Source organism: Comamonas sp. A23 (assembly GCF_004522605.1).
GTDB classification, from domain to species: domain Bacteria; phylum Pseudomonadota; class Gammaproteobacteria; order Burkholderiales; family Burkholderiaceae_C; genus Comamonas; species Comamonas thiooxydans.
In genome coordinates, this window is sequence record NZ_RSDT01000001.1 from 466,195 (window position 1) to 489,843 (window position 23,649).

Below are 23,649 nucleotides of genomic sequence, written 5' to 3' on the forward strand. Positions count from 1 at the left end.
TCAGGGTTGTTGCCGTGCCATACGTCAAGACAGTGGTCTCCGGGTATTGACCTCATCACTGATTCAAGGACGACTTGCATGCATCCGCCTCTCCCCCATTTTCGTTTCCATCCATTGGCCCGGGCCGCCGTCTGCCTGGGTCTGGCCATGCCGCTGCAGGCCGCCTGGGCCCAGGCGCCAGCGCAGGCCGTGCGTTTTGACATCGCTGCCCAGCCGCTGGGCGGTGCGCTGCACGAGCTGGCGCGCCAGGCCGGCCTGCAGCTGGCTCTCGATCTTGCGCTGGTGCGGGGCCGGCAGGCGCCCGCGGTGCAGGGCCACCGCGATGTGGGCGCGGCACTGGAGTCGCTGCTGCGCGGCAGTGGCCTGCAAGGGCATGTGGAGCAGGGCATGCTCACCGTACAGCCCGTGCCTGCGGCCACGGGCACGGAGCCGTCCACGCTGGCTGAGGTGAAGGTGGTGGCCAACCAGCTTGGCGAGATCACAGAAGGCTCGGGCCTGTACACGCCGGGGGCCATTGCCACGGCCACGCGGCTGGTGCTGACGCCGCGGGAGACGCCGCAGTCGGTGAGCGTGGTCACGCGCCAGAAGATGGACGACTTCCAGCTCAACTCCATTGACGAGGTGATGGAGCACACGCCAGGGGTGAGCGTGGTTACCTACGACAGCGAGCGCACGGTCTATTACGCGCGCGGTTTTGCCATCAACAATTTCCAGTACGACGGCATTCCCATGCTGCGCGACTCGGGCTATTCGGCGGGCAACACGCTCAGCGATACCTCCATCTACGACCGCATCGAGGTGCTCAAGGGCGCCACCGGTCTGCTCACGGGCAGTGGCGACCCGGGTGCCACCATCAATCTGGTGCGCAAGAAGCCCACGCGCGAGTTCCAGGGTCATGCGACACTAGGCGCGGGAAGCTGGGGCAGCTACCGAGGCGAGCTGGACCTGAGCGGCGCGCTCAATGAGGCGGGCAGCGTGCGCGGCCGGGTCATGGCGGCGCGTCAGGACCGGCACACGCAGCTGGACCATTACAGTCGCGATGCCTCGGTGTTCTACGGCATCCTCGAAGCCGACCTGGGGCCGCGCACGCTGCTGACCCTGGGCGCGGACTTCCAGAACAACAAACCCAGGGGCTCGACCTGGGGCGGTATACCGCTGCTCAACGCCAACGGGGACTTCAACGATATGCCGCGTTCGTTCAACAACGGCGCCCGCTGGAGCCGCTGGGAGCAGTACACCCGCACCGCGTTCGCCACGCTGGAGCATAGTTTCGACAGCGGCTGGGTGGCCAAGCTGCAGCTGAACCGGCAGATCAACGGCTACGACGCCAACCTGGGGTCGGCGGCCGCGGGCTTTCCCAATCCCGCCGACGGCTCGGGCGTCAGTATGTGGGCGGGGCAGTACATAGGCCGCACCACCAGCAATGCGGCCGACTTCTATGCCAGCGGCCCGTTCCGGCTGGGCGGGCGCGAGCACGAACTGGTGCTGGGAGGCAGTCTGACCAACCGGCACTGGAAGAACCGCGGCTGGTGGGATACCGGCAGCTATGACAAGACGGTGGACAACTACTATCTCTGGAGAGGCGATGTGGCCGCCCCGGCCTGGGGAGCTATGCCGGACTTCACCAACGACGAGACCACGCGCGAGCGCGGCCTGTATGCGACCGCACGCTGGAATCTGCGCGACGACCTGAAGCTGATCACCGGCGGGCGCTGGTCCAATTACACCAACCGCGCTCAGCAGCTCAGGGAGTCGGGCGTCTTCGTGCCCTATGTGGGGGCTGTGTACGACATCGACGACACCTACTCGGCCTATGCCAGCTATTCGGGCATCTTCAAGCCTCAGTCCGCCCAGGACGAGCAGGGGCGCACGCTGGAGCCGCTGCAGGGCAAGAACTACGAGCTAGGCGTCAAGGCAGCCTTCCTGGACGGCAGGGTCAATGCCTCGGCCGCGGTGTTCCAGCTGGAGCAGGACAACTACGCCCTGGAGACCGGCGGCGTGACCCCCACGGGCGCCACGGCCTACCGCGCGGTTCAGGGCGTGGAGACGCGCGGCTACGAGTTCGAGGTCTCGGGCCAGCTCACCCCGGCCTGGCAGCTGCAGGCGGGCTTTTCGCATGGCGTGGCGCGACAGCAGGGCGAACGCGTGTCCACGCTCACGCCGGCCAACCAGTTCAGCTTCTACAGCAGCTACCGGCTGGGCGGCAGCCTCAGCGGTCTAACCCTGGGCGGCGGCGTGCGTTGGCAGGACAAGACCTGGGGCGACATCTCCACGCCCGCCGGCGGCACCGTCACGCATACCGTCAAGGGCTACTGGATCGTGGATGCCATGGCGCGCTACGAGTTCAGCAAGCAGCTGTCGGCGTCGCTGTCGGTCAAGAACCTGCTGGACAAGCGCTACTACACCATCTTCAACTGGTACAACACCTACACATGGGGGACTCCGCGCAGCGTGAGCGTGAGCATGACCTACAAGTTCTGAGCCATGGGGCCGGCTGCCCTGGCGCATGGCGCCGGGCACCTGCTGCATCGCGGGGTGACCCTTTTGGGGTTTTCGTTTGTCATACAGGAAGAGAGGGCGCACGCGCCCGCTCCATCCCAGGAAAAACCGATAACTACCCAGGTCACCATCCCGATCTTCCTCCCATGATTCCATCCAACGCTGCCCCTGCGGGCGCTCACCTTCTTTCCCGGCTGCTGGCGGCCGTTGCCGGCGGCTATCTGCTGGCCAGTGCCCTGGCCGTATTCCTTGCCACGGTCTTGCCTGCATCGCGTGCCGAGGCCGTGCTCGCCGGCATGCTGTGGAGTTTTGCGCTGCACGTGCTGGCCGTGATCTGGGCGTTCTCGCCGGTGTCGCCCGGCCGCGTCTGGCTGGGCCTGCTGCTGCCGGCTGCCGTCATGGCAGCGGCATCGGCGTGGCTGGCAGGGGGAGGCTGAGCATGGCCGAGCAGAAAAAAACCTCCGGAGCCGGACAGGGCGGCTTTCGCCAGGCCCAGGCCTGGCTGCATACCTGGTGCGGACTGTGGTTCTCATGGCTGCTGTTCGCTGTGTTCCTGACGGGCACGCTGGCAGTCTTTGCGGAGCCTATTTCGCACTGGATGACGCCCGAGCACCATGCCGAGGAGGCCGAACATGCGCAGGCGGCAGCGACCGGCAAGCAAGGGGGCGACCTCGCGCAGCGGCTGGCATGGGGCTTGGCCTATATGGAAAAACACCATCCGGGCGCAGAAATGTGGGAACTATGGCCCTCGGATGCCCAGGGAGCCGGCGACCTGCGTGTGTACTGGTTCGATGAAAAGCGCCAGTACGCCTCGGCACAGCTGGATTCCGCTACCGGACAGCCGCTGCCAGCTCATGGCGTCGTGCGCGCCACCCAGGGCGGCCACCATTTTGTGGATTTCCACTATCGGCTGCATGCGGGGCAGGCGGGACTTTGGGTGGTCGGCATTGCTGGCATAGCCATGCTGGTGGCGTTGGTCAGCGGCGTCATCACGCACAGGCGCATCTTCAAGGATTTCTTCACCTTTCGTGCCCACAAAGGTCAGCGCAGCTGGCTGGATGCCCACAATGCGGTGGCTGTGCTGACGCTGCCGTTCCAGATCATGATTGCCTACACGGGCATTGCCATCTCCGCGTCAACATTCATGCCGGCCGGCATTGCGGCCTATTTCGGTACGGGCAGCCAGGGGCTGCACTCCTATGTGGTGGCGCTCAACGAGTCGGACAGGCCTGAGCGTTCGGGCCGGGCGATGGCTGTTCCGGGCCTGGAGCCGTTTGCTCTGCGCGGTCAGGCGCTGATGGGCCAGCCTGTACGGGCTGTGGTCGTGGACAGCCCCGGTGACGCGGCGGCGCGCATCGGTGTCTATGGCTGGAACAGCGACGAGGAAATGCAGCAGCGCCTGAGCCCCACGACTGGCATGGTGATGTTCTCGGCAGCAACCGCAGAAGTGCTGAAGCTGCGCCAGCCTGGCGATGTGGACGGTGCTGGCGCCTCCATGACCAAGTCGGTGATGGGCAGTTTGCACCAGGTGGAGTTCGGCGGGCAGCCGCTCAAATGGCTGTATTTCCTCTGCGGGCTGGCCGGTAGCGCCATGATGGCAACCGGGGCCATCCTGTTCATGGTCAAGCGTCGCAGCAAGCATCTGGGTCGACAGGCTGGCGAGTTCGGTAGCGCCACGGCGCGCGTGTACCGGCTCGTCGAAGGACTCAATGTGGCGGCCATCGCAGGTCTGAGTCTGGGCTGCATAGGCTATCTGTGGGCCAACCGCCTGGTTCCCGTCGGGCTGTCCCATAGAGCGGGTTGGGAGCTGGCGGTGTTTTTCGGGCTTTGGAGTCTGGCGCTGCTGCATGCCCTGGTGCGTGCGCCCGCCGCGGCATGGCAAGAGCAACTAGGCCTGCTGGCCCTGTTGTGTCTGCTGCTGCCGCTGCTGAACTGGATCACGGTAGCGGACAGCCTGCCGGCCCAGATTGCTCGCGGCGACTGGGAGAGTGCGGGTGTGGAGTTGTGTGCCGTGGCGCTGGGATTGCTTGCCGCCTGGGCCTGGGCTTATCTGAGGCGCCGCGGCGCCGATGCAGCGCGGCGTGTTCCTGCAGTCAAGATGGAGGTGGGAGCATGAATGCCTTGCAAGCTTCGGTGCTGGCTTTTGCGCTGGCCTTTGCCGGCATGGTGGCACTGGCTTTTGCCATGGAGCGTCATCATGAACAGCTCACGGGAGCCATGGAGATTTCTCGGGCTCGATCGCGGCTGCTGCGCTGCGCGGGAGTATTGCTGCTGGCGGTGGCCGTCATGCCCTGTCTGCGCGCCTGGGGCTTCTCCGTGGGATTCGTGGCCTGGCTGGGCTGGCTGTCGATAGGAGCGCTGCTCGCAGTTGCCCTGATCAGCGCCGCCGCCCGTGGGGCCGCTGCCGCTGGTTGCATTCTTTCGGTGGTGGCTCTGGCTTGGATCTTTAGCGTGTGACAGGATCTGGCGGAGCATCATCGCCAGGTGCGGTCGGCACAGACCGTGGTAGCGGTTTACCAGTGTCTGGCGGGGTGCTTTACGCTTGACATGTGCAGTCGTTCTGACCTCTCGCGCAGCCAGGAGTGTTCTCAGATGAGGGCCATCTGAATGCCGAGCGGATGAGTTTGCCGGCGGCTTTCGATTTTGCAGTCTGGCGCAAGGCAAGTCATGGAGTAGGGTCTGGCATTGCGCAACACCTCAGATGCAAAAAAGGGATGCGATTCGCATCCCTTTTTAAAAGAGGCCGGGAGATCTGAATTCCTGGCCGGCCTGTATTGAGGCCCGGTTGCGGGCTGATGATTACTTGGCGGCCGCGCGTGCGGCTTCCGCCTTGGCCTTGGCCTCGTCCAGCTTCTTTTGCAGAGCGGCGGCTTCCGCTTCAGCCTTCTTGGCCTCTTCTTCCTTGGCCTTCTTGGCTTCGGCTTCCTTGTCGCCGCCACCCATGGCGCCGGCAATGGCATTGCCAGCCATGGTGCCGGCCACGGCGCCAACGGCAGCGCCCGCCATGGTGCCCATCATGCCGGATCCGCGAGCAGCAGGAGCCGCTGCAGCAGCGGGAGCGGCCGCAGGAGCAGCCGCAGCGGCGGGGGCTGCGGGTGTGGCAGGTGCAGCAGCCTTGGGTGCGGCGGCGGCAGGAGCCACGGGGGCGGGCTGAGCGGGCGCCTTGCTGCCGATGCTGGCAGGGCGAACGGACTTGCTGCTGCCCATGCGCTTGGCCTGAGCCAGGGAAGGCACGGTCAGCGATGCGATGGCGATGGCAATCACGGAGGCAGCAGCACGGTACGAAGTCTTCACGAATTGGTTTCCAGTCATGGTTGTCATAGATGGCCGCCTGCTTTTCAAGGGTGCAGACAACCAGCGAGCCTTGCGACGCTTGTCGCATCAGGTTTGCTTGCTATGGTATTTAAAGTCAATGGTTGGATTTTCAAGGTGCTGAACTGAAACTGTCCGTAAAAGGACAGGGCTCAGACCCTGACGGCCGGATGTTGTGTGATGTATGAGGCCGCACGCTATTGTAGGAACACTCTGCATGCGCAAAAGTTCCATCAGTCTTCAATGCAGGGAAATAGTCATGAAGTGCCCCGCAGCGCCTGAAACGTGAGCGGGGCATGCTATCGAGCCAGAGGAAGATTGGTTTAGCGCTTCTGGTGCAACTGCACCCAGTCGAGAAAGCGTGTCATGTACTTGACGAGGAAGTCATGGCTGCCCTGGCTGATCTTGCCGTCGGCGTCGAGCAGCGTGTCGGACCAGCGCACAAAGCCCTCGGGCTGGGGCAGGGTGGGCATGTCCAGCGACACCAGCACATTGCGCAGGTGCTGCTGGGCCATGGCCGTGGCGGCCGCGCCGGGAGAGCTGCCGATCACGGCGGCCGGCAGTCCTGCCCAGACGGATTGGCCATAGGGGCGGCTCAGGCCGTCGAGCACGTTCTTGAGCGATGCGGGGATGGAGCGGTTGTATTCGGGCGTCACGAACAGAACGCCGTTGCAGCCGCGAATCAGGGGTTTGAGCTCGTCGAAAGGCTTGAAATCGGGGGTGTTGTCGAAGTCGCGGTTGTAGACCGGCAGGCGGCTGATATCGATGAATTCGAAGTCGGCCTTGTCCTGCATGAGTGCGGCCAGGCCCTGGCCGAGCTGGCGGTTGATGGACTGCTTGCTGAGGCTGCCCACGATGACGGCGATTCTGAGTTGGCTCATGCTCTGACCTTTTGACCGGGTTGGGGGAGATGCATGGCACTGTAGCAAAGCTGCCGGGGATTGCCGCGCCGCAGCGCACGCAAAAAAGCCGCGGTCCCCGGGAGCAGGGACCGCGGCTTGGTGCTGGGCTGGTCTGTTTCAGCCTATCGGAGCACTTCCAGCAGGCGATCCAGACCGCCCTCGTTGATGGCGACCTTGGCCTCGTTGCGCACGCGTGGCTTGGCGTGGAAGGCCACGGACAGGCCGGCCGCCTGCATCATGGGAATGTCGTTGCTGCCATCACCCACGGCAATGCACTGGCTGGCATCGATGCCGATCAGCGAGGCCACTTCCAGCAAGGTGCGGCGCTTTTCCGCGCCGTCGCAGATATCGCCCCAGGCCTGCTCGACCAGACCGCCGGTCAGTGCACCGTCCTTGATCTCCAGCACATTGGCGCGCACAAAGTCGATATCCAGCAGGCCGCGCACATGCTCGGCAAAGTAGGTAAAGCCGCCGGAGACCAGCAGCACCTTCAGGCCTGCGGCCTTGGCGGCCCTGACCAGCGTCTCGGCACCCGGCGAGAGTTTCAGGCGTTCGGCCAGAACGCGGGCCATGTCGGCCTCGGTCACTCCGACCAGCTTGCCTACGCGCTGGCGCAGGCTGTCCTTGAAGTCGGTGATTTCGCCGCGCATGGTGGCTTCGGTAATCGCCGCCACTTCGGCCTTCTTGCCTGTGGCGTCGGCGATCTCGTCGATGCACTCGATGGTGATCAGCGTCGAGTCCATATCAAAGGCGATGAGCTTGTAGTCCGCCAGCTTCTGGGGAGCGGTAAAGCCGCGGATCATCAGGCCGGGGGCGAATTCGGTGGCGTCGGTCATTGCGAGTCGTGCGAATGAGGAGGTAGCAGAAAGGGGAATGGCAGAGATCGGGTCTGCGCCATTCCTCAAGATGGCCGCCATTATCCGCTGTTGTGGCGGGCTTCGGCTGGCCATTCACTCAGGAGTCTGCCCCCTGGTGCTGCTTGGGGCGGCGCCTACTGCGGCTGAATGCCGGCGGCCTTGACCAGTTCTGCATGCAGTCTGATGTCCTGGGCCACGGTCTGCCTGAGCTGCTCGGGCGTCGATGGCGCGACTTCCATGCCGTTTTCACCCAGCTTGGTCTTGATCTCGCTGTCCAGTGCAACGCGCACGGCGCGGTTGAGCTTGTCGATCACGGGCTGCGGCGTCTTGGCCGGTGCGAACAGGCCGACCCAGGCAGAGAGGCTGAGGTCGGCAAAACCGCCTTCGGCCATGGTCGGGGTGTTGGGCAGCATGGCCGCGCGCCTGGGTGCCATCAGCGCCAGGGCATGCAGCTTGCCGGCCTGGATATGGGGCAGGGCTTCAGGCAGCACGGCAAACAGCATGTCCACATTGCCCGCCAGCGTATCGTTGACGGCTGGCGCGCCGCCTTTGTAGGGCACGTGCAGCATCTTGGCCTGGGTGCGCGTCTCGAACATCAGCGCGGCCAGGTGCTGGGGGCTGCCGTCGCCGGATGAGGCAAAGGTCAGCTTGCCCGGTGCGGCCTTGGCTGCCGCCACCACGGCAGCCACACTGGGGAATTTCTGCCTGTCCTTGACCACCAGCACCATGGGCTGGTTCACCAGCTTGCTGATGGGTGTGAAGTCGGTCTCGGGGTCATAGGGCAGGGATTTGAAAATGCTCTTGTTGGTGGTCAGGAATGAGGCCGGCGAGACCATCAGCGTATAGCCGTCCGGGGCCGAGCGTGCCACGGCCGGCGTGCCGATCTGGCCCGAGGCACCGGCGCGGTTGTCCACCACAAAAGGCTGCTTGAGTTCGCTGGCCAGCTTTTGACTCACGACTCGGGCAATCATGTCGGCGCTGCCTCCGGCGGGCAGGGCAACTATGACCTTGACCGCGCGCTCGGGATAGGCGTCCTGTGCCTGTGCCGTGACGGCAAAGCCTGCAGCCAGCGCGCAGGCCAGTGCAGGGCGGGTCATGGCATGAACGGCATGGCGAATTTTGCTGTGAGCGATATTGCGGACGGGTTGGAGCAGCATGCGATCCCTCTCTTTCTCAAGATATGCACCAGCTTGGTGATTGCCGCGGTGCGATAGCCCGATGATGAGCAAGCCTTGTGCCAAATGCCTTGGCGTTTTGCCGGATGGGAAAGATGCGGTTTGCGCAATCGTCCGGAAAGTGGCAGACCTTAATGCGCTTTGACTGCCTCAACTTTCAGGATTGCCAGGCGGCTGCAGGTATATGGCATCGGACCAGGTGGCCACCCACTGCGGGCGAAAGACCACGAATACCGCAGTCAGCATGCCGGTGGTCACGCCGTCGCTCCAGGCCATGAGCCAGCGGGCCATGCGCGAGAGCTCGTCGTTGACATTGGGCAGCACATGCCCCGCCCATTGGCCGAGCAGGGATGCGATGAACACGCACAGAACCGTGCCCAGGAAGCCGCGCAAGCAAATAAAGACAAAGATGTTGTGCCAGCACCAGCGGCGCACTGCAGCTCCCCAGAGCATGGCCAGCGTGGCCGGCACCAGCCCCTGCCAAACCGCCAGGCCCAGAGCGTCCTGCAGTCCGAGTGCGGGAGCCAATGCAAAGGCAATAGCGCTTGTCGCAATCAGTACGGGCACTGCAAGCGGCCAGCCGATCAGAAGCAGCACCAGCGGTGCACCAGACCAGTGCAGCTGCAAGGGCATTTTGTGCAGCGCAGGCAGTGCCCAGATCCAGGGCAGCAGCACCAGAATGGCCAGCAGCGGTGTGATCAGCGGCGACAGCACCGGGTCATGCATGCCGCCCGGGCCGGCCCGGCTGCCCAGCATGCGCCAGGGGCGGCAGAGCAGGGCCAGCAGCAGGGCCAGCAGGGCAATGGCGGCTTCAAGAAACATGGCGGTTCGGAAAATCAGGTTCCGTCGCCATCTTGCACTGTCTGCATCGGCCGGGGCTCAATAGCCCTGCTGGCTTTATCAGCAGCCCCGTCGTCAGGCATGAACGACAGCTTCGTTCTTGAGCGGCTGGCCCAGGCTGCGCAGCACATCGCGCACCATCTGGGCACGGTCCTTGGGGTTCTCCAGCTCTTTTTCGATACGCAGCTTTTCGTTGCCCGCCAGCTTGATGTGCTTGTTCTTCTGGATCAGGTGAATGATGTTCATGGGATCGATCGGCGGCTGGGGCTTGAAGCTGATGTTGATCACGCCAGGAGCGGCATCGACCTTCACAACACCATAGGGCTGGCTCAGCACGCGCAGGCGGTGCACGTCGATCAGGGTCTGCGCCTGGGGCGGCAGCTTGCCGAAGCGGTCCACGATTTCCTCCAGCAGGGTATCGATCTGATCGGCCGTCTTGGCTGTGGCCAGCTTCTTGTAGAACGACAGGCGCAGATGCACGTCACCGCAGTAGTCGTTGGGCAGCAGGGCCGGTGCGTGCAGATTGATGTCGGTGGAGGCCGACAGCGGCGATAGCAGATCGGGTTCCTTGCCGGCCTTGAGGCTGCGCACGGCTTCGGACAGCATCTCGTTATAGAGCTGAAAGCCCACTTCCATCATGTTGCCACTCTGGTTTTCACCCAGCACCTCGCCGGCGCCACGGATTTCCAGGTCGTGCATGGCCAGATAGAAGCCAGAGCCCAGCTCCTCCATCTGCTGGATGGCCTCCAGCCGCTGCTGGGCCTGCTTGGTCAGGCCGTCCAGGTCCGGCACCATCAGATAGGCATAGGCTTGATGGTGGCTGCGTCCCACGCGGCCACGCAGCTGGTGCAGCTGCGCCAGGCCGAACTTGTCGGCGCGGCTGATGAGAATGGTGTTGGCCGATGGCACGTCGATGCCGGTCTCGATGATGGTCGAGCACAGCAGGATGTTGTAGCGCTGGGCCACGAAATCGCGCATCACACGCTCCAGCTCGCGCTCGGGCATCTGGCCGTGGGCCACGGCGATGCGGGCCTCTGGCAGGATTTCCTCCAGCTTTTGCTTGCGGTTCTCTATGGTCTCGACCTCGTTGTGCAGGAAGTAGATCTGTCCGCCGCGCTTGAGCTCGCGCAGCACGGCTTCGCGAATCACGCCCGTGCCCTCGTTGCGCACAAAGGTCTTGATGGCCAGACGCCGCTGCGGCGCCGTGGCAATCACCGACAGATCGCGCAGCCCCTCCAGCGCCATGCCCATGGTGCGCGGAATCGGGGTGGCCGTCAGTGTCAGCACATCGACCTCGGCACGCATGGCCTTCATGGCCTCCTTGTGGCGCACGCCAAAGCGGTGTTCTTCGTCGATGATGAGCAGGCCCAGGTTCTTGAACTGCGTGGACTCGGACAGCAGCTTGTGCGTGCCGACCACGATATCCACCGTACCGTCCGAGATGCCCTTGATGGCCGCCGTGATCTCCTTGCCCGATCGGAAGCGCGACACCTCGGCCACCTTGATCGGCCATTTGGAGAAGCGGTCCACCAGGGTCTGGTAATGCTGCTCGGCCAGCAGCGTGGTGGGGGCGAGGAAGGCGACTTGCTTGCCGCCCATGGCTGCCACAAAGGCTGCACGCAGCGCGACCTCGGTCTTGCCGAAGCCCACATCGCCACAGACCAGCCGATCCATGGGCTGGGGGCTGATCATGTCCTGCACCACGGCGTGGATGGCGGCACGCTGGTCGGCCGTTTCCTCGAAGCCGAAGTCGGCCACAAACTGCTCGTAGTCGGCCGTGGGGAAGCGGAAGGCATGGCCCTGGCGCGCGGCGCGGCGGGCGTAGATATTGAGCAGCTCGGCAGCCGAGTCGCGCACCTGTTCGGCGGCCTTGCGCTTGGCTTTTTCCCATTGCGTGCCGCCCAGCTTGTGCAGCGGCGCATCGTCGGGCGAGACGCCGGTGTAGCGGCTGATCAGGTGCAACTGGCTGACGGGCACATAGAGCACGGCATCGGCCGCATATTCCAGATGCAGAAACTCCTGCAGTGCTGGCGTGCCGTCAGTGTTCTTCTGGCCCATGTCCATATTGATCAGCCCGCGATAGCGGCCTATGCCGTGGTCGGCATGAACGATGGGGTCTCCCACCTTGAGCTCGGACAGGTCCTTGATCAGGGCCTCCACATCGCTGACCTGCTCCTGGCGGCGGCGACGGCGGCCCGTGGGGCTGCTGGCAAACAGCTCGGTTTCGGTGACGAAGTCCAGGCCTTCCTCGACCCAGGCAAAGCCCGTCATCAGGCTGGAGGTGGCGATACCGACCTTTTCCGTGGCATCGGCCTGGAACTCGGCCAGCGAATCGAACACGGGCGGGTTGACACCCGAGGCACGGAAAAAGTCGAGCAGGCTCTCGCGCCTGCCATCGGATTCGGCCAGAAGCAAGACCCGGCTTGCACTGGATGCTATATGTTTTTGCAGCTTGGCCAGCGGGTCATCGGCTCCGCGCAGCACGGAAAGGTCTTCGAGCTTCTGGAAGATGGCGCTGTCGGCCACATCTTCGGTGCCCGGGCGCAAGGCCAGCTGGGCATGTTCCTTGCTGCGGGTATAGAACTGGTCGGCACTGAGAAACAGCGTCTCGGGCGGCAGCGCCGGGTGGTCGGGGTCGCCTTGCACCAGGCGGTAGCGGTCCTTGGTATCCTGCCAGAAGCGCTGGAAGGCCGGCTCCAGATCTCCATGCAGCACCACAGTGGCCTCATCGCCCAGGTAGTCAAAGACGGTGGCCGTCTCGTCAAAGAACAAAGGCAGGTAGTACTCGATGCCGGCCGTGGCAATACCGGCACCCATGTCCTTGTAGATGCGGCTGCGCGTGGGGTCGCCTTCGAGCAGCTCGCGCCAGCGGCTGCGGAACTTGGCGCGCGCCTCCTCGTCCATAGGGAATTCGCGGCCCGGCAGCAGGCGCACTTCGGGCACGGGGTAGAGGCTGCGTTGCGTGTCGGGGTCGAAGGTGCGGATGGAGTCGATCTCGTCGTCGAACAGATCCACGCGGTAGGGCTGGAGCGAGCCCATGGGGAACAGATCGATCAGGCCGCCGCGCACCGCGTATTCGCCATGGCTGACCACCTGGGACACATGCTGGTAGCCCGCCAGCGTGAGCTGGGCCTTGAGCTTGGCTTCGTCCAGCTTCTGGCCCTGCTTGAATTCAAAGGTATAGCCGGCCAGAAACGAGGGTGGAGCCAGACGATAAAGGGCCGTGGTGGCGGGCACGATGACCACATCGGCGCCATGCTGCTTGTCGCGCTGGTTGATGCGCCACAGCGTGGCCAGGCGCTCGCTGATCAGATCCTGGTGCGGCGAGAAGCTGTCGTAGGGCAGGGTTTCCCAGTCGGGGAACAATGCGCAGCGCAGCTCGGGGGCGAAGAAGGCCATCTCTTCCATGAGACGGTGGGCGTCGGCGGCATCGGCCGTGACGATGGCAGTGACCCGGCCGTCTTGCTTTTCGCGCTCGCCCAGCCTGGCCAGCAGCAGCGCGTCGGCGCTGCCAACTGGACGGGGCAGGTGAAAGCGTTTACCGGGGGTGAGCTTGGGCAGTTGCATGGTTTTTCACAGACGAACGCAGGCAGCGACGCACAGGAGCGGGCTGGATGCGAAAAAACGGGGACAGATTGAATGCGGGCGAGTCCGGCCATCAAAGGCAGGGCTCACAGCCCAATCAGCGCGGAGCTGATGGTTGGCGGCGCATTCACTCAAAATGGGGACACCTCAAGGCGATGCAAGCCGAAAGCAGGTCGTCGATGGATCTCAGGGGCTTTCGGACGAAATGGTGATTTTAAAATACTGTGCATGACAGATCGGTTTTTCTCGCCTGAGTCCATGACGGACGACAAGGCAAACGCTGCGGCGGCTTCATCGTCAGCATCTGCGCCCCGCTGCTGGGGGCTGATTCCCTGCGCGGGCGTCGGTCTGCGCGCCATTGCCGCAGACTCCCCGGCCCCCGAGCTGCCCAAGCAATACCAGAGTGTTGCGGGCCAGCCCATGGTCATACACACGCTGGCCGCCATGTTGGCGGTGCAGCGCATGCACTGTGTGCTGCTGGTGGTCTCTGCTTCCGATAGTTTCTGGCAGGAGCGCGCCACGGACGCCCGGCTCAGCATTGCTGCCTGTGGCGGAGCCACCCGTGCCGAGACCGTGAGCAACGGCCTGCAGGAGTTGCTGCGCATGGGAGCCAGCGCCGAGGACTGGGTGCTGGTGCATGACGCGGCGCGCTGTCTGGTCGCATCGGCGCAGGTCAATGCCTTGATCGATGCCTGCCTGCCGGATGCGGTGGGTGGGCTGCTGGCGCTGAAGCTGCCCGACACCCTCAAGCAGCAGGCTGCTGGTGCAGGCCCGGCACGTGTGGCGCAGACGGTGGAGCGTAGCGACAAATGGCTGGCTCAGACGCCGCAGATGTTCCGTATCGCAGCCTTGCTGGCTGCGCTGCAGGCGGCGGACGCTGCCGTGACCGATGAAGCCAGCGCCATGGAACTGGCCGGTCACTCACCGAGACTGGTGCCGGGCGGTGCGCAGAACTTCAAGGTGACCTACCCCGACGACTTCGCGCTGGCCGAGGCCGTGCTGCTGCAGCGCAAGGCGCGTGGCTAGACGGATTCGCCATCGACAGGGCTTGACGACGGGCAACGCCGTGCCCGACCCGGATTGGCACAGATAGCATTTAATTTGATAGCTGCTTGCGCTTCATGAGCAAGGGTTTGATAAGGATTTTTATGAATTTTCGTATTGGTGAAGGCTGGGATGTCCATGCCCTGGTTCCCGGACGCAAGCTGATTCTCGGCGGTGTCGAAGTGCCTCACAGCCTGGGCTTGCTCGGTCATTCGGATGCCGACGTGCTGCTGCACGCGATCACCGATGCCTTGTTCGGCGCAGCGGCACTGGGCGATATCGGCCGCCATTTCTCGGATACCGACGCGCAGTTCAAGGGGGCGGATTCCGCCGTGCTGCTGGCCGAGGCTGCCAGGCGTGTGCGCGCCAAGGGCTTCGAAATCGGCAATATCGACAGCACCATCGTGGCTCAGGCGCCCAAGCTGGCACCCCATATCGAGAAGATGCGCGAGCGCATTGCCCAGGTGCTGGAGCTGGATGTGGAGCAGGTCAACGTCAAGGCCAAGACGGCCGAGAAGCTGGGGCCTGTGGGTCAGCAGCAGGCCATGGAGGCTCGCGCAGTGGCCTTGCTGGTACGGACTGCCTAGCCACGTTTGGCGCAATGGCTGCTGCGAAAGCCGGTCATGAATCGCCGTAGAGGGCTTGCACCTCGGCTCCGGTCAGGGTCGGGGTGTCATTGGCCAGCGTGTAATAGTCGGGCTTCTCGTCGATATAGATCTGCTGTGCCAGTGTCAGTCCCTGGGCGTCCTGAAACAGCCCGGCAGACAGAAAATGCTCGTTGCTTGCCAGCAGGCGGTAGAAGAGGTGGGTGCCGCAGCTGCTGCAAAAAGCCCGCTCCGCCCAGGGCGAGGAGGCATAGCGCGTGACGGGGCCGCTGGTCTGCACCGCCGTGCCGCCATGCAGGGTGAAGGCTGGGCCTTCTCCCCAGCGCCGGCACATGCTGCAGTGGCAGACATGAACTTCTTGGGTGTCGGGCGCGGTGACGAGAACGGCTTTGCACAGGCATCGGGCTTGCATGGTGAGCTCTCCGGCAGATGGTTGAAAGGCGATGCCGATTGTGCAATGAGGCGGGCAGATTCAGTCTTCCATGGTCTCATCGTCTTTCTTGTCGCGCGGCAGATTGCGCTTGACCTGGGGGCGCTGCAGGCGCTGTTCGGGCGCCGCACCGGCCGTCACACCCATGGCGCGCTGCAGCTGCAGATGGGCGACCAGGCCGCCCGTCGATGAGTTGGAAAGGGCAAACATGCCGCCCATGCGCTGCACCGTCTTGTCCACGATGGACAGACCCAGGCCCGCACCTGCGGCTGCCGTGCGCGCCGTGTCGCCGCGGAAGAAGGGCTGGGTCAGGTTGGCCAGCTGCTCGGCCGGCACCCCCTTGCCATGGTCGCGGATGCGGATAACCACCCATTTCTCGCTTTCCTTGGCAACCACGTCCACCTCGGTGGTGTCGGTGGACGGGGTCTTGCCATAGCGGCGTGCGTTCTCGAAGAGGTTGGAGATCACGCGTGCCAGCTCCACCTCGTCGGCCATGACGTAGAGGTCTTCGGGCACGTTCATGGTGATCTGCAGCTCACGGTGGTCCTGCACGGCATAGACGCAGGAGGCAACCACGGCGTGCAGATCCACGGGGCTGAGCATGACGCGATGATCGGGGCGGGCGTAATCCAGGAACTTGTCGATGGTGGCGTCCAGCTGCACGATGTCGGCCACCATATGCTCGCGCGCCACATCGTCATAGACGCTCATCTCGGTTTCCAGACGCAGCCGCGCCAGCGGCGTGCGCAGGTCGTGGGAGATGCCGGCCAGCATCACGGCGCGGTCCTGCTCCAGCTTGGCCAGCTTCTGCGCCATGCGGTTGAAGCCGATATTGACTTCGCGGATTTCGCTGGTCACAGCCTCCTCGTCAAGCTGGCTGGCGTCGAAGTCCCCCTCCCGCACGCGATTGGCTGCATAGGACAGTTGTTTGAGCGGCCGGTTGATCAGGCGGGCGATGGCGGCCGCGCCGATGAGCGAGAGCAGGGCGGCCGTGATCAGCCAGATTAGCCAGGTCTGGCCGCTGGCGGGAGTGAAGCGCGACTGGTCCATCAGCATCCAGTTGCGATCGCCGTTGATGGTGAAGCCAACCCACAGGCCGGGCTCTCCGTTGACGCTGCGCGCCACCACGGTGCCGTAGCCCAGGCGGGTGGTCAGCTCCTCGGTCAGCTTCTGGCCAAGGGCGTTTTGCTCCAGCAGTTCGAAGGAGTCGCCGGGCTCGCGGGGCAGAATGCGCACGCCTTCCTGGTCGGCCATGGTCTTGATCAGGGAGACGCGGTTGATCGCATCCGAATGCTCGAGGGCAGCGCGGCTCAGATTGACCAAAGAGGCCACTTGCTTGGCCGTCTGCAGCGTGCGCGGCTCGAAATCCAGTGCCCGCAATGTCTGCAGCCAGGCCAGAATGCTGCCCACCAGCAGCAGGGCCAGCAGGCAGAAAGTTCGCCAGAACAGATTCAGCCCCACAGGGGAGCGTGCTGTGCTGCGCCGCTCGTACTCCAGAGGTACGGGGCTGGTGGCGTCGGGCGGCGGATGGTGAAAAGCGCTCATGAACAGCAATGCGGAAATAACTGGACCCGAGGGTACGCCCAATATGGGCGACGCGGGTTACGGTTTGTCCAAAAAGTGTCTATCTACTGGTGATTGTTGAAAGAGCTTGACTTATGGGCCCTATGGGCCGGTACCCAAGCGCAACAAGCCGCGCAGCGGGCGGCTTGTTGCGATGGAGGCGGGCAGAATCAGTTCATGCCATCGGGTACGAACACATAGCCCACGCCCCAGACGGTCTGGATATAGCGTGGTGCGGCAGCGTCTTCCTCGATCAGCTTGCGCAGGCGGGAAACCTGCACGTCCAGGCTGCGGTCGAACGGCTCGAATTCGCGGCCACGGGCCAGCAGGGCCAGCTTTTCGCGAGACAGAGGCTGGCGCGGGTGGCGCACCAGGGCCTTGAGCATGGCGAATTCGCCGGTGGTGAGTGGCAACTCCTCGCCATTCTTTTGCAGCACGCGAGTGCCCAGGTCGAAGGTGAAGGGGCCAAAGGTCACCACCTCGTTGTCGCCAGAAGGCGCGCCCGGTGCTTCCTGAGGCGGGCGGCGGCGCAGCACGGCATGAATGCGGGCCAGCAGTTCGCGGGGGTTGAAGGGCTTGCCCAGATAGTCGTCGGCGCCCACTTCCAGACCCACGATGCGGTCCACATCCTCGCCCTTGGCGGTCAGCATGATGATGGGCGTGCGGTCATTGGCGGAGCGCAGGCGGCGGCAGATGGACAGGCCATCCTCGCCGGGCATCATCAGATCCAGCACGATCAGGTCGACAGTCTCGCGCAGCAGGATGCGGTTGAGCGCCTTGCCGTCCTCGGCAATCATGATCTCGAAGCCTTCCTGCGTCAGATAGCGGCGCAGCAGGTCGCGGATGCGTGCATCGTCATCCACCACGAGGATCTTGTCAGTACGGTTGTTCGTCGTTGCCATGATCGTCCTTGTCGATTTATTTGTAACTGGCCCATTGTTATCGCTAGATCAAAAAAATCCAGCAAAACAAGCTCAAGTCTTGCTACTTGTTACGATTGTTGCGTTTATTAATGGAACAATAAATGTTTCATGAGGAACTTTTCAAGAGTATTTTGCACTATTGTTTCAGTGTTTGTTCTGTTGGTGTGTCGAATGTGGAGTATTCGTACATAAAGTCACACTCTGGGCTGACATGCTGCGCTGCAGCGACTTTGCGCAATGGTGAAATGCATGTGTATCTGCATGGCCTGATTTACTTACAAGGGTGAACCGCATGAATCAATTTTCCAAGTCTTCCTCTTCCTCTCGCGCCGCGGCTGCCGCACTTGCGCTGGCTGCGGCCTGCGCTGGCGGTAATGTATGGGCCCAGGGCGCCGCTCGCGACATGCAAAGACCTGCCAATGTGGTGCAGCTGTCGGCTCAGGGAACGGTGGAGGTCAAGCAGGACTGGATGACGGCGACGCTGTCGGCCAGCAAGGATGGCCGCGATGCCGCGTCCGTTCAGACCCAGCTGCAAAAGATCGTGGAGTCCGCCATGACCACGCTGCGTAACGAAGCGCAAGGCCGGCAGATGGAGCTGAGCACCGGTAATTTCTCCATCTCGCCGCGTTATGGCAACAACGGCAAGATCGAAGGCTGGCAGGGCCAGGCAGAGATCGTGCTGCAGGGGCGCGACTTCGTGCGCATCACTCAGGCAGCGGCCAAGGTGCAGGACATGACGCTGGCCAGCATGAGCTTCGGCCTCTCGCGCGAAGCGCGGGAAAAGGTGGAGGGCGAAGCCCAGGCCAAGGCGATCGAGAGCTTCCGCCAGCGTGCTGCGGCCATCTCCAAGAGCTTCGGTTTTGCGGGCTACAGTCTGCGCGAGGTCAATGTGAGCAGCAGCGGCGGCGGCGGGCATCCCATGCCTCGCCCGCGCATGATGAGCATGGCCAAGGCCAGCTATGCGGATGCCGCGCCCGTGCCGGTGGAGGCGGATCGCACCGAGGTGACGGTCAGCGTCGGTGGCTCGATTCAGATGCAGTGATCGGATTTGCGCGACGCATATAAAAAAGGAGCAGCTTGCGCTGCTCCTTTTTGATTTTCATCATGACTTGATGCTGAATATGTTTTCTGGAAAGCGCTAGATGCTATCTAATTGATAGGCGCATGCGCTGGAGCCAAGCGGCTTTTATTGTGCGGCCCAGCCGCCGTCCATATTCCATGCCACGCCGCGCACATTGTTGGCTGCGGCCGAGCAGAAGAAGACGGCCAACTCGCCCAGCTCTTCGGGTGTGGTGAACTGCATCGAAGGCTCTTTCTCTCCCAGCAGCTGCCTGGTGGCGTCTTCATTGCTGATGCCTTGGGCGGCAGCCTTCGCGTCCACCTGCTTTTGTACCAGCGGCGTCAGCACCCAGCCGGGGCAGATTGCGTTGCAGGTCACGCCGGTGGTGGCGTTTTCCAGCGCCGTCACCTTGGTCAGGCCGACGATGCCGTGCTTGGCGGCGACATAAGCCGATTTTTCGGCCGAGCCGACCAGCCCGTGTACCGAGGCCACATTGATGATGCGGCCCCAGTTGGCCTGCTGCATGGCGGGCAGGGCCAGGCGCGTGGTGTGGAAGGCGCTGCTCAGGTTGATGGCGAGAATGGCATCCCACTTCTCCACGGGGAAGTCCTGCACCTTGGCCACATGCTGAATGCCGGCGTTGTTGACCAGGATGTCGACGCGGCCGAATTCGGCGGCGGCGTATTTCATCATGGCTTCAATGTCGGCGGCCTTGCTCATGTCCGCTCCGTGGTAGCCGACTTCGATACCGGCTGCTTTGCCGGCATCAAGCACCTGGGTGCGTGGTGCTTCGACATCGCCAAAGCCGTTGAGCACGATATTGGCACCCTGGCGTGCCAGAGCGATTGCGATACCTAGGCCGATTCCGCTGGTCGATCCCGTCACGAGAGCGGTTTTGCCTTTCAACATGGACATACAAGGTCTCCGAATGAATTACGATGCGACGACAGCCATTATCGGCCCCGGTCTTGAAAACGCGTTCTCCATGAATCAACCTACGCTGAATTACGTATCGTGTCCCGGAGCCTCTGCAACGGCTCCCACCTGGGCCAGTGCTCAGCGCCGCCAACAGGTCGAGGCGCAGCCCGAGGGAACACACCGCATGGCGTACTGGGAATGGAACCATACCGGCAATCCAAGACATCCTCATGTCATCGTCTGCGTGCACGGCCTCTCACGCCAGGGGCGAGACTTTGATGTGCTGGCAACCGAGCTCAGCCGCTTTGCCCGCGTGATCTGCCCCGATGTGGTGGGGCGCGGCGAAAGCGACTGGCTGGCCGACCCCATGGGCTATCAGCTGTCGCTGTATGCGGCCGATATGTTGGCGCTGCTGGCCCAGTTGCATGCTCAGGCGCCGATTGAAACCCTGGACTGGGTCGGTACCAGCATGGGGGGCTTGATCGGGATGGGGGTCGTGGGGCAGCCCGGTCTGCCGCTGCCGGTGCCTGTGCGGCGGCTGGTGCTCAACGACGTAGGGCCGGCGATTGAATGGGAGTCGCTGGAACGAATCGGCTCCTATGTCGGAAAAGGCTTGCAGTTTCCCAACTTTGAGAGCGCTGCTGCTGCCATGCGCTTGATTTCCGAGGGATTCGGCCCACATAGCGATGAGCAATGGAGCCGGCTCTCGCAAGCCATGATCAAGCCAGATGCCCAAGGGGGTGTGGTGCTGCATTACGACCCCCGTATTGCAATGCCCATGGCACAGATGACGCGCGAGACTGCTCAGGCCGGTGAGGCCTTGCTCTGGCAGCTTTACGACCAGATCAAGGCACAGGTATTGCTTATCCGAGGGGCCGAGTCCGATCTGCTTTCCAGCCGTACCGCCAAGGCCATGACCGAACGTGGCCCCAGGGCGCATTGCACGGAACTGCAGGGCGTGGGACATGCCCCGACGTTGGTAGTGCCGGGGCAAGTGGCGTTGATACAAAAGTTTTTACAAGGGGATAAGGGTTTGCCTGCGAACATCAGTCTTGCGCAGCAGGCCCAAGAGGAAGCTGCATGAAGACCAGCGATACCGTAACCACAGTCTCTGACGCCGCACCCAAGCTCACGGAGCCTACGCCGCATCTGATTACCGCCACATCCGAGGTTTTGCCCGATCAAGTCAATGCGCTGGCGCGCGCCCGTGCCTTTGCAGAACCTCTGATTGCCGGCGAAGTCATGGAGACCGGTGAAAACACCCTGACCCACGCCGACGCCGTTGCCGCCATCCTCAAGAAAATCGGTGGCTCGGAAACCATGCAGGCGGCCATTTATCTGGTGCACGCCAGCGTGCACCTGAACAAGCCGCAGGAAGTGATTGCCAAGGCGTTTGGCGATAATTTTGCGACCCTGGCGGTCGAAACCATCAAACTCATCCGGGTGCAGCAGCAGGCGCGAGACGCCGAGCTGAGCAGCCAGCATGTCGATGGCGTGGCCACCCAGACCGAGAACGTGCGCAAGATGCTGCTGGGCTTTTCGCGCGATCTGCGCGTGGTGCTGCTGCGCCTGGCGTCGCGCCTGCAGACGCTGCGCTACTACGCGGCCGAGAAGAGCCCGGTTTCACCCAGCATCGCGCGCGAAGCGCTCTATGTCTTTGCGCCACTGGCCAACCGTCTGGGAATCTGGCAGATCAAATGGGAGCTCGAAGATCTGGCTTTCCGTTTTCTGGAGCCCGATACCTACCGCCAGATTGCGCGTCTGCTCGACGAAAAGCGGGTCGAGCGCGAAGCCTATATGGAGCAGATGCGTGCGAGGCTCGAGGCCGATTTGCGCGCCCACAGCATCAGCGCCTCCGTTCAAGGGCGTCCCAAGCATATCTACAGCATCGTCAAGAAGATGCGCGGCAAGTCGCTGAGCTTTGACCAGCTGTTCGATATCCGTGCCATGCGCGTCATCGTGCCTACGGTCAAGGACTGCTATGCAGCCCTGTCCTGGGTGCATGAGCAGTTCACGCCGCTGGAAAAGGAGTTCGACGACTACATCGCCAAACCCAAGCCCAACGGTTATCAGTCGCTGCACACGGTGGTGCGCGATGAAACCGGCCGCACCATAGAGATCCAGATCCGCACCCAGGCCATGCACGACCATGCCGAGCATGGCGTGGCCGCGCACTGGGCTTACAAGGAAGCTGGTACCAAGGGCTATGCGGGCGTGTCTGCGTCCAGCGAATATGACGCCAAGATCGCCGTGCTGCGCCAGTTGCTGGCCTGGGGTAGCGACCTGACGGGCTCGGCCCAGCGTGGTCTGTTTGAAGACCGCATCTATGTGCTGACTCCCGATGCGGCCGTGATCGAGCTGCCGCAAGGGGCCACGCCGGTGGACTTCGCCTACTCGGTGCATACCAGCCTGGGCCATCGTTGCCGCGGCGCGCGTGTGGACGGAGCCATGGTGCCGCTGAACACCGCTCTGGAAAGCGGCCAGACGGTAGAAATCAACACGGCCAAGGAAGACCGCCCCTCCCGCGACTGGCTCAATGCCGAGCTGGGTTATCTGGTCAGCAACCGCGCCAAGGCCAAGGTGCGCGCCTGGTTCAATGCCCAGGCCACGCACGAAACCGTCTCGCGCGGGCGCGAGGCCGTTGAAAAGCTGCTGCAGCGCGAGGGCAAGACGGCGATCAAGCTCGAAGAGCTGGCTGCACAACTGGGCTTCAAGTCTGCCGATGCACTGTTTGAGGTCGTGGGCAAGGACGAGTATTCACTGCGCAATATCGAGGTCGTGCTGCGTCCCAGTGAAGAAACGCCAGAGGAAGATGCATTCACGCCGGTGCGCAAGGCGCGCGGCCATGACTCTTCGCGCGGCGGGGTGCTGGTGGTGGGCGTCGATTCGCTCATGACCCAGCTCGCCAAATGCTGCAAGCCGGCTCCTCCGGACGAGATCGGCGGCTTTGTGACTCGTGGCAAGGGTGTGAGCGTGCACCGCTGCGATTGCTCCAATTTTCGCGAGATGATGGCCAAGAGCCCCGAGCGTGTCATCGAAGTCGACTGGGGCACTCCCAAGCATGTGGACAAGGGTGGACCGGTTTACCCTGTGGACGTTGCGGTGGAGGCGGCCGACCGTCAAGGCTTGCTGCGCGATATCTCGGACGTGTTTGCACGCGAGAAGACCAATGTCATCGGGGTGCAGACCCAGTCCGTCAAGGGGACGGCGTGGATGACGTTCACGGTGGAGGTGGCAGATTCGGGTCGCCTCAACAAGGTGCTAGGCATCGTCGCCAGTGTGTCCGGCGTTCGCTCGGCCAGAAGGCGCTGATGTAAGTCCCAATTGCGCCTGACAGTGCTCGATGACAAGAAAATGTTAGCTCTCAAAAAATGAGTGAAAAACCCGTGCTACAATTGCTTCATCGAACAGAACAACAGGCGCGTAGCTCAGCTGGTTAGAGCACCACCTTGACATGGTGGGGGTCGTTGGTTCGAGTCCAATCGCGCCTACCAAACGTGCAGACGAAACCAGAGTCTGCAGCAAAAAATGCCCGCTGAGAAGCGGGCATTTTTGTTTTGTCGGTATGAAGCCGTTAGCGGGAAACGGTACTCAAGCAGGCATTTTTAGGCACAAAGTTGTACTTTCGCTCCAGATAGCAGAACCGGACAATCGTGGGTGATGCTGGGTTCTGCGGTGAAGCCGTCAACCATAAACGTGTAGAGCATCCTCATGATGCGGGCGAGACTGCAACTGAGAAAACGCAAGCGCACGAATATCCCAGTGGCACATCGCTGCAGCTTGGACAGACCAATCACTGTCTATCAGGTATGGTCCATTAACTTTGTATTTGGGCGCACTACTGAGGGATGATGCATCAGAAGCCTTACCGTGATTGATGGCTCGACCCATGAAGCTGTGGAATTCGGCCAGAGCGAGCTTTGAGCGGTTAGCACC

At 63.0% G+C, this 23,649-nt stretch carries 19 protein-coding genes and 1 tRNA gene; 10 read left to right on the forward strand and 10 right to left on the reverse strand.

All coding sequences use genetic code 11. The features are described 5' to 3' along the window. The first annotated feature begins 78 nt into the window (after nucleotides 1–78). From EIC84_RS02205 to EIC84_RS02220, 4 genes are all read left to right on the forward strand, one after another. The gene (locus tag EIC84_RS02205) at nucleotides 79–2,481 is read left to right on the forward strand and encodes a TonB-dependent siderophore receptor (RefSeq protein ID WP_003070311.1); all 2,403 of its coding nucleotides are present in this window, start codon (nucleotides 79–81) and stop codon (nucleotides 2,479–2,481) included. Nucleotides 2,482–2,645: 164 nt separating this feature from the next. Next, nucleotides 2,646–2,936 carry a DUF3649 domain-containing protein gene (locus EIC84_RS02210; RefSeq protein WP_003070308.1) on the forward strand — a complete coding sequence of 97 codons (291 nt, stop codon included), beginning with the start codon at nucleotides 2,646–2,648 and terminating at the stop codon, nucleotides 2,934–2,936. A 2-nt stretch (nucleotides 2,937–2,938) separates the two neighbouring features. Next, a complete protein-coding gene (locus EIC84_RS02215; RefSeq protein ID WP_003070306.1) occupies nucleotides 2,939–4,615 on the forward strand; it encodes a PepSY domain-containing protein in 1,677 nt (558 codons plus the stop codon). Further along, nucleotides 4,612–4,956, forward strand: coding sequence for a DUF3325 domain-containing protein (locus EIC84_RS02220; RefSeq protein WP_003070304.1), 345 nt, complete (start codon nucleotides 4,612–4,614; stop codon nucleotides 4,954–4,956). Before EIC84_RS02215 ends, EIC84_RS02220 begins: the two co-directional genes overlap by 4 nt. Before the next feature lie 342 nt (nucleotides 4,957–5,298). Here the strand turns inward: EIC84_RS02220 and EIC84_RS02225 are convergent, their stop codons facing one another. The 6 genes from EIC84_RS02225 to mfd all read right to left on the reverse strand — a co-directional run bounded on the left by EIC84_RS02225 (nucleotide 5,299) and on the right by mfd (nucleotide 13,152). Further along, a complete protein-coding gene (locus EIC84_RS02225) occupies nucleotides 5,299–5,820 on the reverse strand; it encodes a hypothetical protein (protein WP_034351899.1) in 522 nt (173 codons plus the stop codon). A 314-nt stretch (nucleotides 5,821–6,134) separates the two neighbouring features. After that, nucleotides 6,135–6,692 (reverse strand): NADPH-dependent FMN reductase, encoded by a 558-nt coding sequence (locus EIC84_RS02230; protein ID WP_003070300.1) that lies wholly within the window; start codon nucleotides 6,690–6,692, stop codon nucleotides 6,135–6,137. A gap of 143 nt (nucleotides 6,693–6,835) precedes the next feature. After that, nucleotides 6,836–7,549, reverse strand: coding sequence for a phosphoserine phosphatase SerB (serB, locus tag EIC84_RS02235; protein WP_003070298.1), 714 nt, complete (start codon nucleotides 7,547–7,549; stop codon nucleotides 6,836–6,838). 155 nt (nucleotides 7,550–7,704) lie between these two features. Continuing rightward, nucleotides 7,705–8,727, reverse strand: coding sequence for a tripartite tricarboxylate transporter substrate binding protein (locus tag EIC84_RS02240; RefSeq protein WP_003070296.1), 1,023 nt, complete (start codon nucleotides 8,725–8,727; stop codon nucleotides 7,705–7,707). A gap of 168 nt (nucleotides 8,728–8,895) precedes the next feature. Next, the gene (locus tag EIC84_RS02245) at nucleotides 8,896–9,567 is read right to left on the reverse strand and encodes a hypothetical protein (protein WP_003070292.1); all 672 of its coding nucleotides are present in this window, start codon (nucleotides 9,565–9,567) and stop codon (nucleotides 8,896–8,898) included. 93 nt (nucleotides 9,568–9,660) lie between these two features. After that, nucleotides 9,661–13,152, reverse strand: a complete 3,492-nt coding sequence (gene mfd / locus EIC84_RS02250; RefSeq protein ID WP_003070290.1) for a transcription-repair coupling factor — start codon at nucleotides 13,150–13,152, stop codon at nucleotides 9,661–9,663. A 276-nt stretch (nucleotides 13,153–13,428) separates the two neighbouring features. Between mfd and ispD the strand changes: the two genes are divergently transcribed. Together ispD and ispF are read left to right on the forward strand one after the other, a co-directional pair. Next, nucleotides 13,429–14,196 carry a 2-C-methyl-D-erythritol 4-phosphate cytidylyltransferase gene (gene ispD, locus EIC84_RS02255; protein WP_034363287.1) on the forward strand — a complete coding sequence of 256 codons (768 nt, stop codon included), beginning with the start codon at nucleotides 13,429–13,431 and terminating at the stop codon, nucleotides 14,194–14,196. Nucleotides 14,197–14,318: 122 nt separating this feature from the next. Next, entirely contained in the window at nucleotides 14,319–14,801 is a 483-nt protein-coding gene (ispF, locus tag EIC84_RS02260; RefSeq protein ID WP_003070287.1) for a 2-C-methyl-D-erythritol 2,4-cyclodiphosphate synthase, read from the forward strand. 34 nt (nucleotides 14,802–14,835) lie between these two features. Here ispF and EIC84_RS02265 read toward each other — a convergent pair whose 3' ends face one another. From EIC84_RS02265 to ompR, 3 genes are all read right to left on the reverse strand, one after another. Further along, the gene (locus tag EIC84_RS02265; protein WP_003070286.1) at nucleotides 14,836–15,231 is read right to left on the reverse strand and encodes a GFA family protein; all 396 of its coding nucleotides are present in this window, start codon (nucleotides 15,229–15,231) and stop codon (nucleotides 14,836–14,838) included. Between the two features lie 60 nt (nucleotides 15,232–15,291). After that, nucleotides 15,292–16,794, reverse strand: coding sequence for a sensor histidine kinase (locus tag EIC84_RS02270; RefSeq protein WP_034363318.1), 1,503 nt, complete (start codon nucleotides 16,792–16,794; stop codon nucleotides 15,292–15,294). 188 nt (nucleotides 16,795–16,982) lie between these two features. After that, the gene (ompR, locus tag EIC84_RS02275; protein WP_003055820.1) at nucleotides 16,983–17,714 is read right to left on the reverse strand and encodes a two-component system response regulator OmpR; all 732 of its coding nucleotides are present in this window, start codon (nucleotides 17,712–17,714) and stop codon (nucleotides 16,983–16,985) included. A gap of 313 nt (nucleotides 17,715–18,027) precedes the next feature. Between ompR and EIC84_RS02280 the strand changes: the two genes are divergently transcribed. Continuing rightward, the gene (locus EIC84_RS02280; protein ID WP_003070281.1) at nucleotides 18,028–18,777 is read left to right on the forward strand and encodes an SIMPL domain-containing protein; all 750 of its coding nucleotides are present in this window, start codon (nucleotides 18,028–18,030) and stop codon (nucleotides 18,775–18,777) included. A gap of 144 nt (nucleotides 18,778–18,921) precedes the next feature. On the opposite strand, the gene EIC84_RS02285 is transcribed toward EIC84_RS02280, so the two are convergent. Then, complete coding sequence (locus EIC84_RS02285) at nucleotides 18,922–19,704, reverse strand: 3-hydroxybutyrate dehydrogenase (RefSeq protein ID WP_003070279.1); 783 nt, start codon at nucleotides 19,702–19,704, stop codon at nucleotides 18,922–18,924. Nucleotides 19,705–19,780: 76 nt separating this feature from the next. On the opposite strand from EIC84_RS02285, the gene EIC84_RS02290 reads away from it, so the two are divergent. The 3 genes from EIC84_RS02290 (at nucleotide 19,781) to EIC84_RS02300 (ending at nucleotide 23,207) form a co-directional block, all read left to right on the forward strand. Beyond that, nucleotides 19,781–20,797, forward strand: coding sequence for an alpha/beta fold hydrolase (locus tag EIC84_RS02290; RefSeq protein ID WP_192810467.1), 1,017 nt, complete (start codon nucleotides 19,781–19,783; stop codon nucleotides 20,795–20,797). Further along, entirely contained in the window at nucleotides 20,794–23,025 is a 2,232-nt protein-coding gene (locus EIC84_RS02295) for a bifunctional (p)ppGpp synthetase/guanosine-3',5'-bis(diphosphate) 3'-pyrophosphohydrolase (RefSeq protein ID WP_003070275.1), read from the forward strand. The genes EIC84_RS02290 and EIC84_RS02295 overlap by 4 nt, the downstream gene beginning before the upstream one ends. Nucleotides 23,026–23,130: 105 nt before the next feature. Next, nucleotides 23,131–23,207: transfer RNA gene (locus EIC84_RS02300), tRNA-Val, on the forward strand. Nucleotides 23,208–23,649 lie beyond the last annotated feature (442 nt).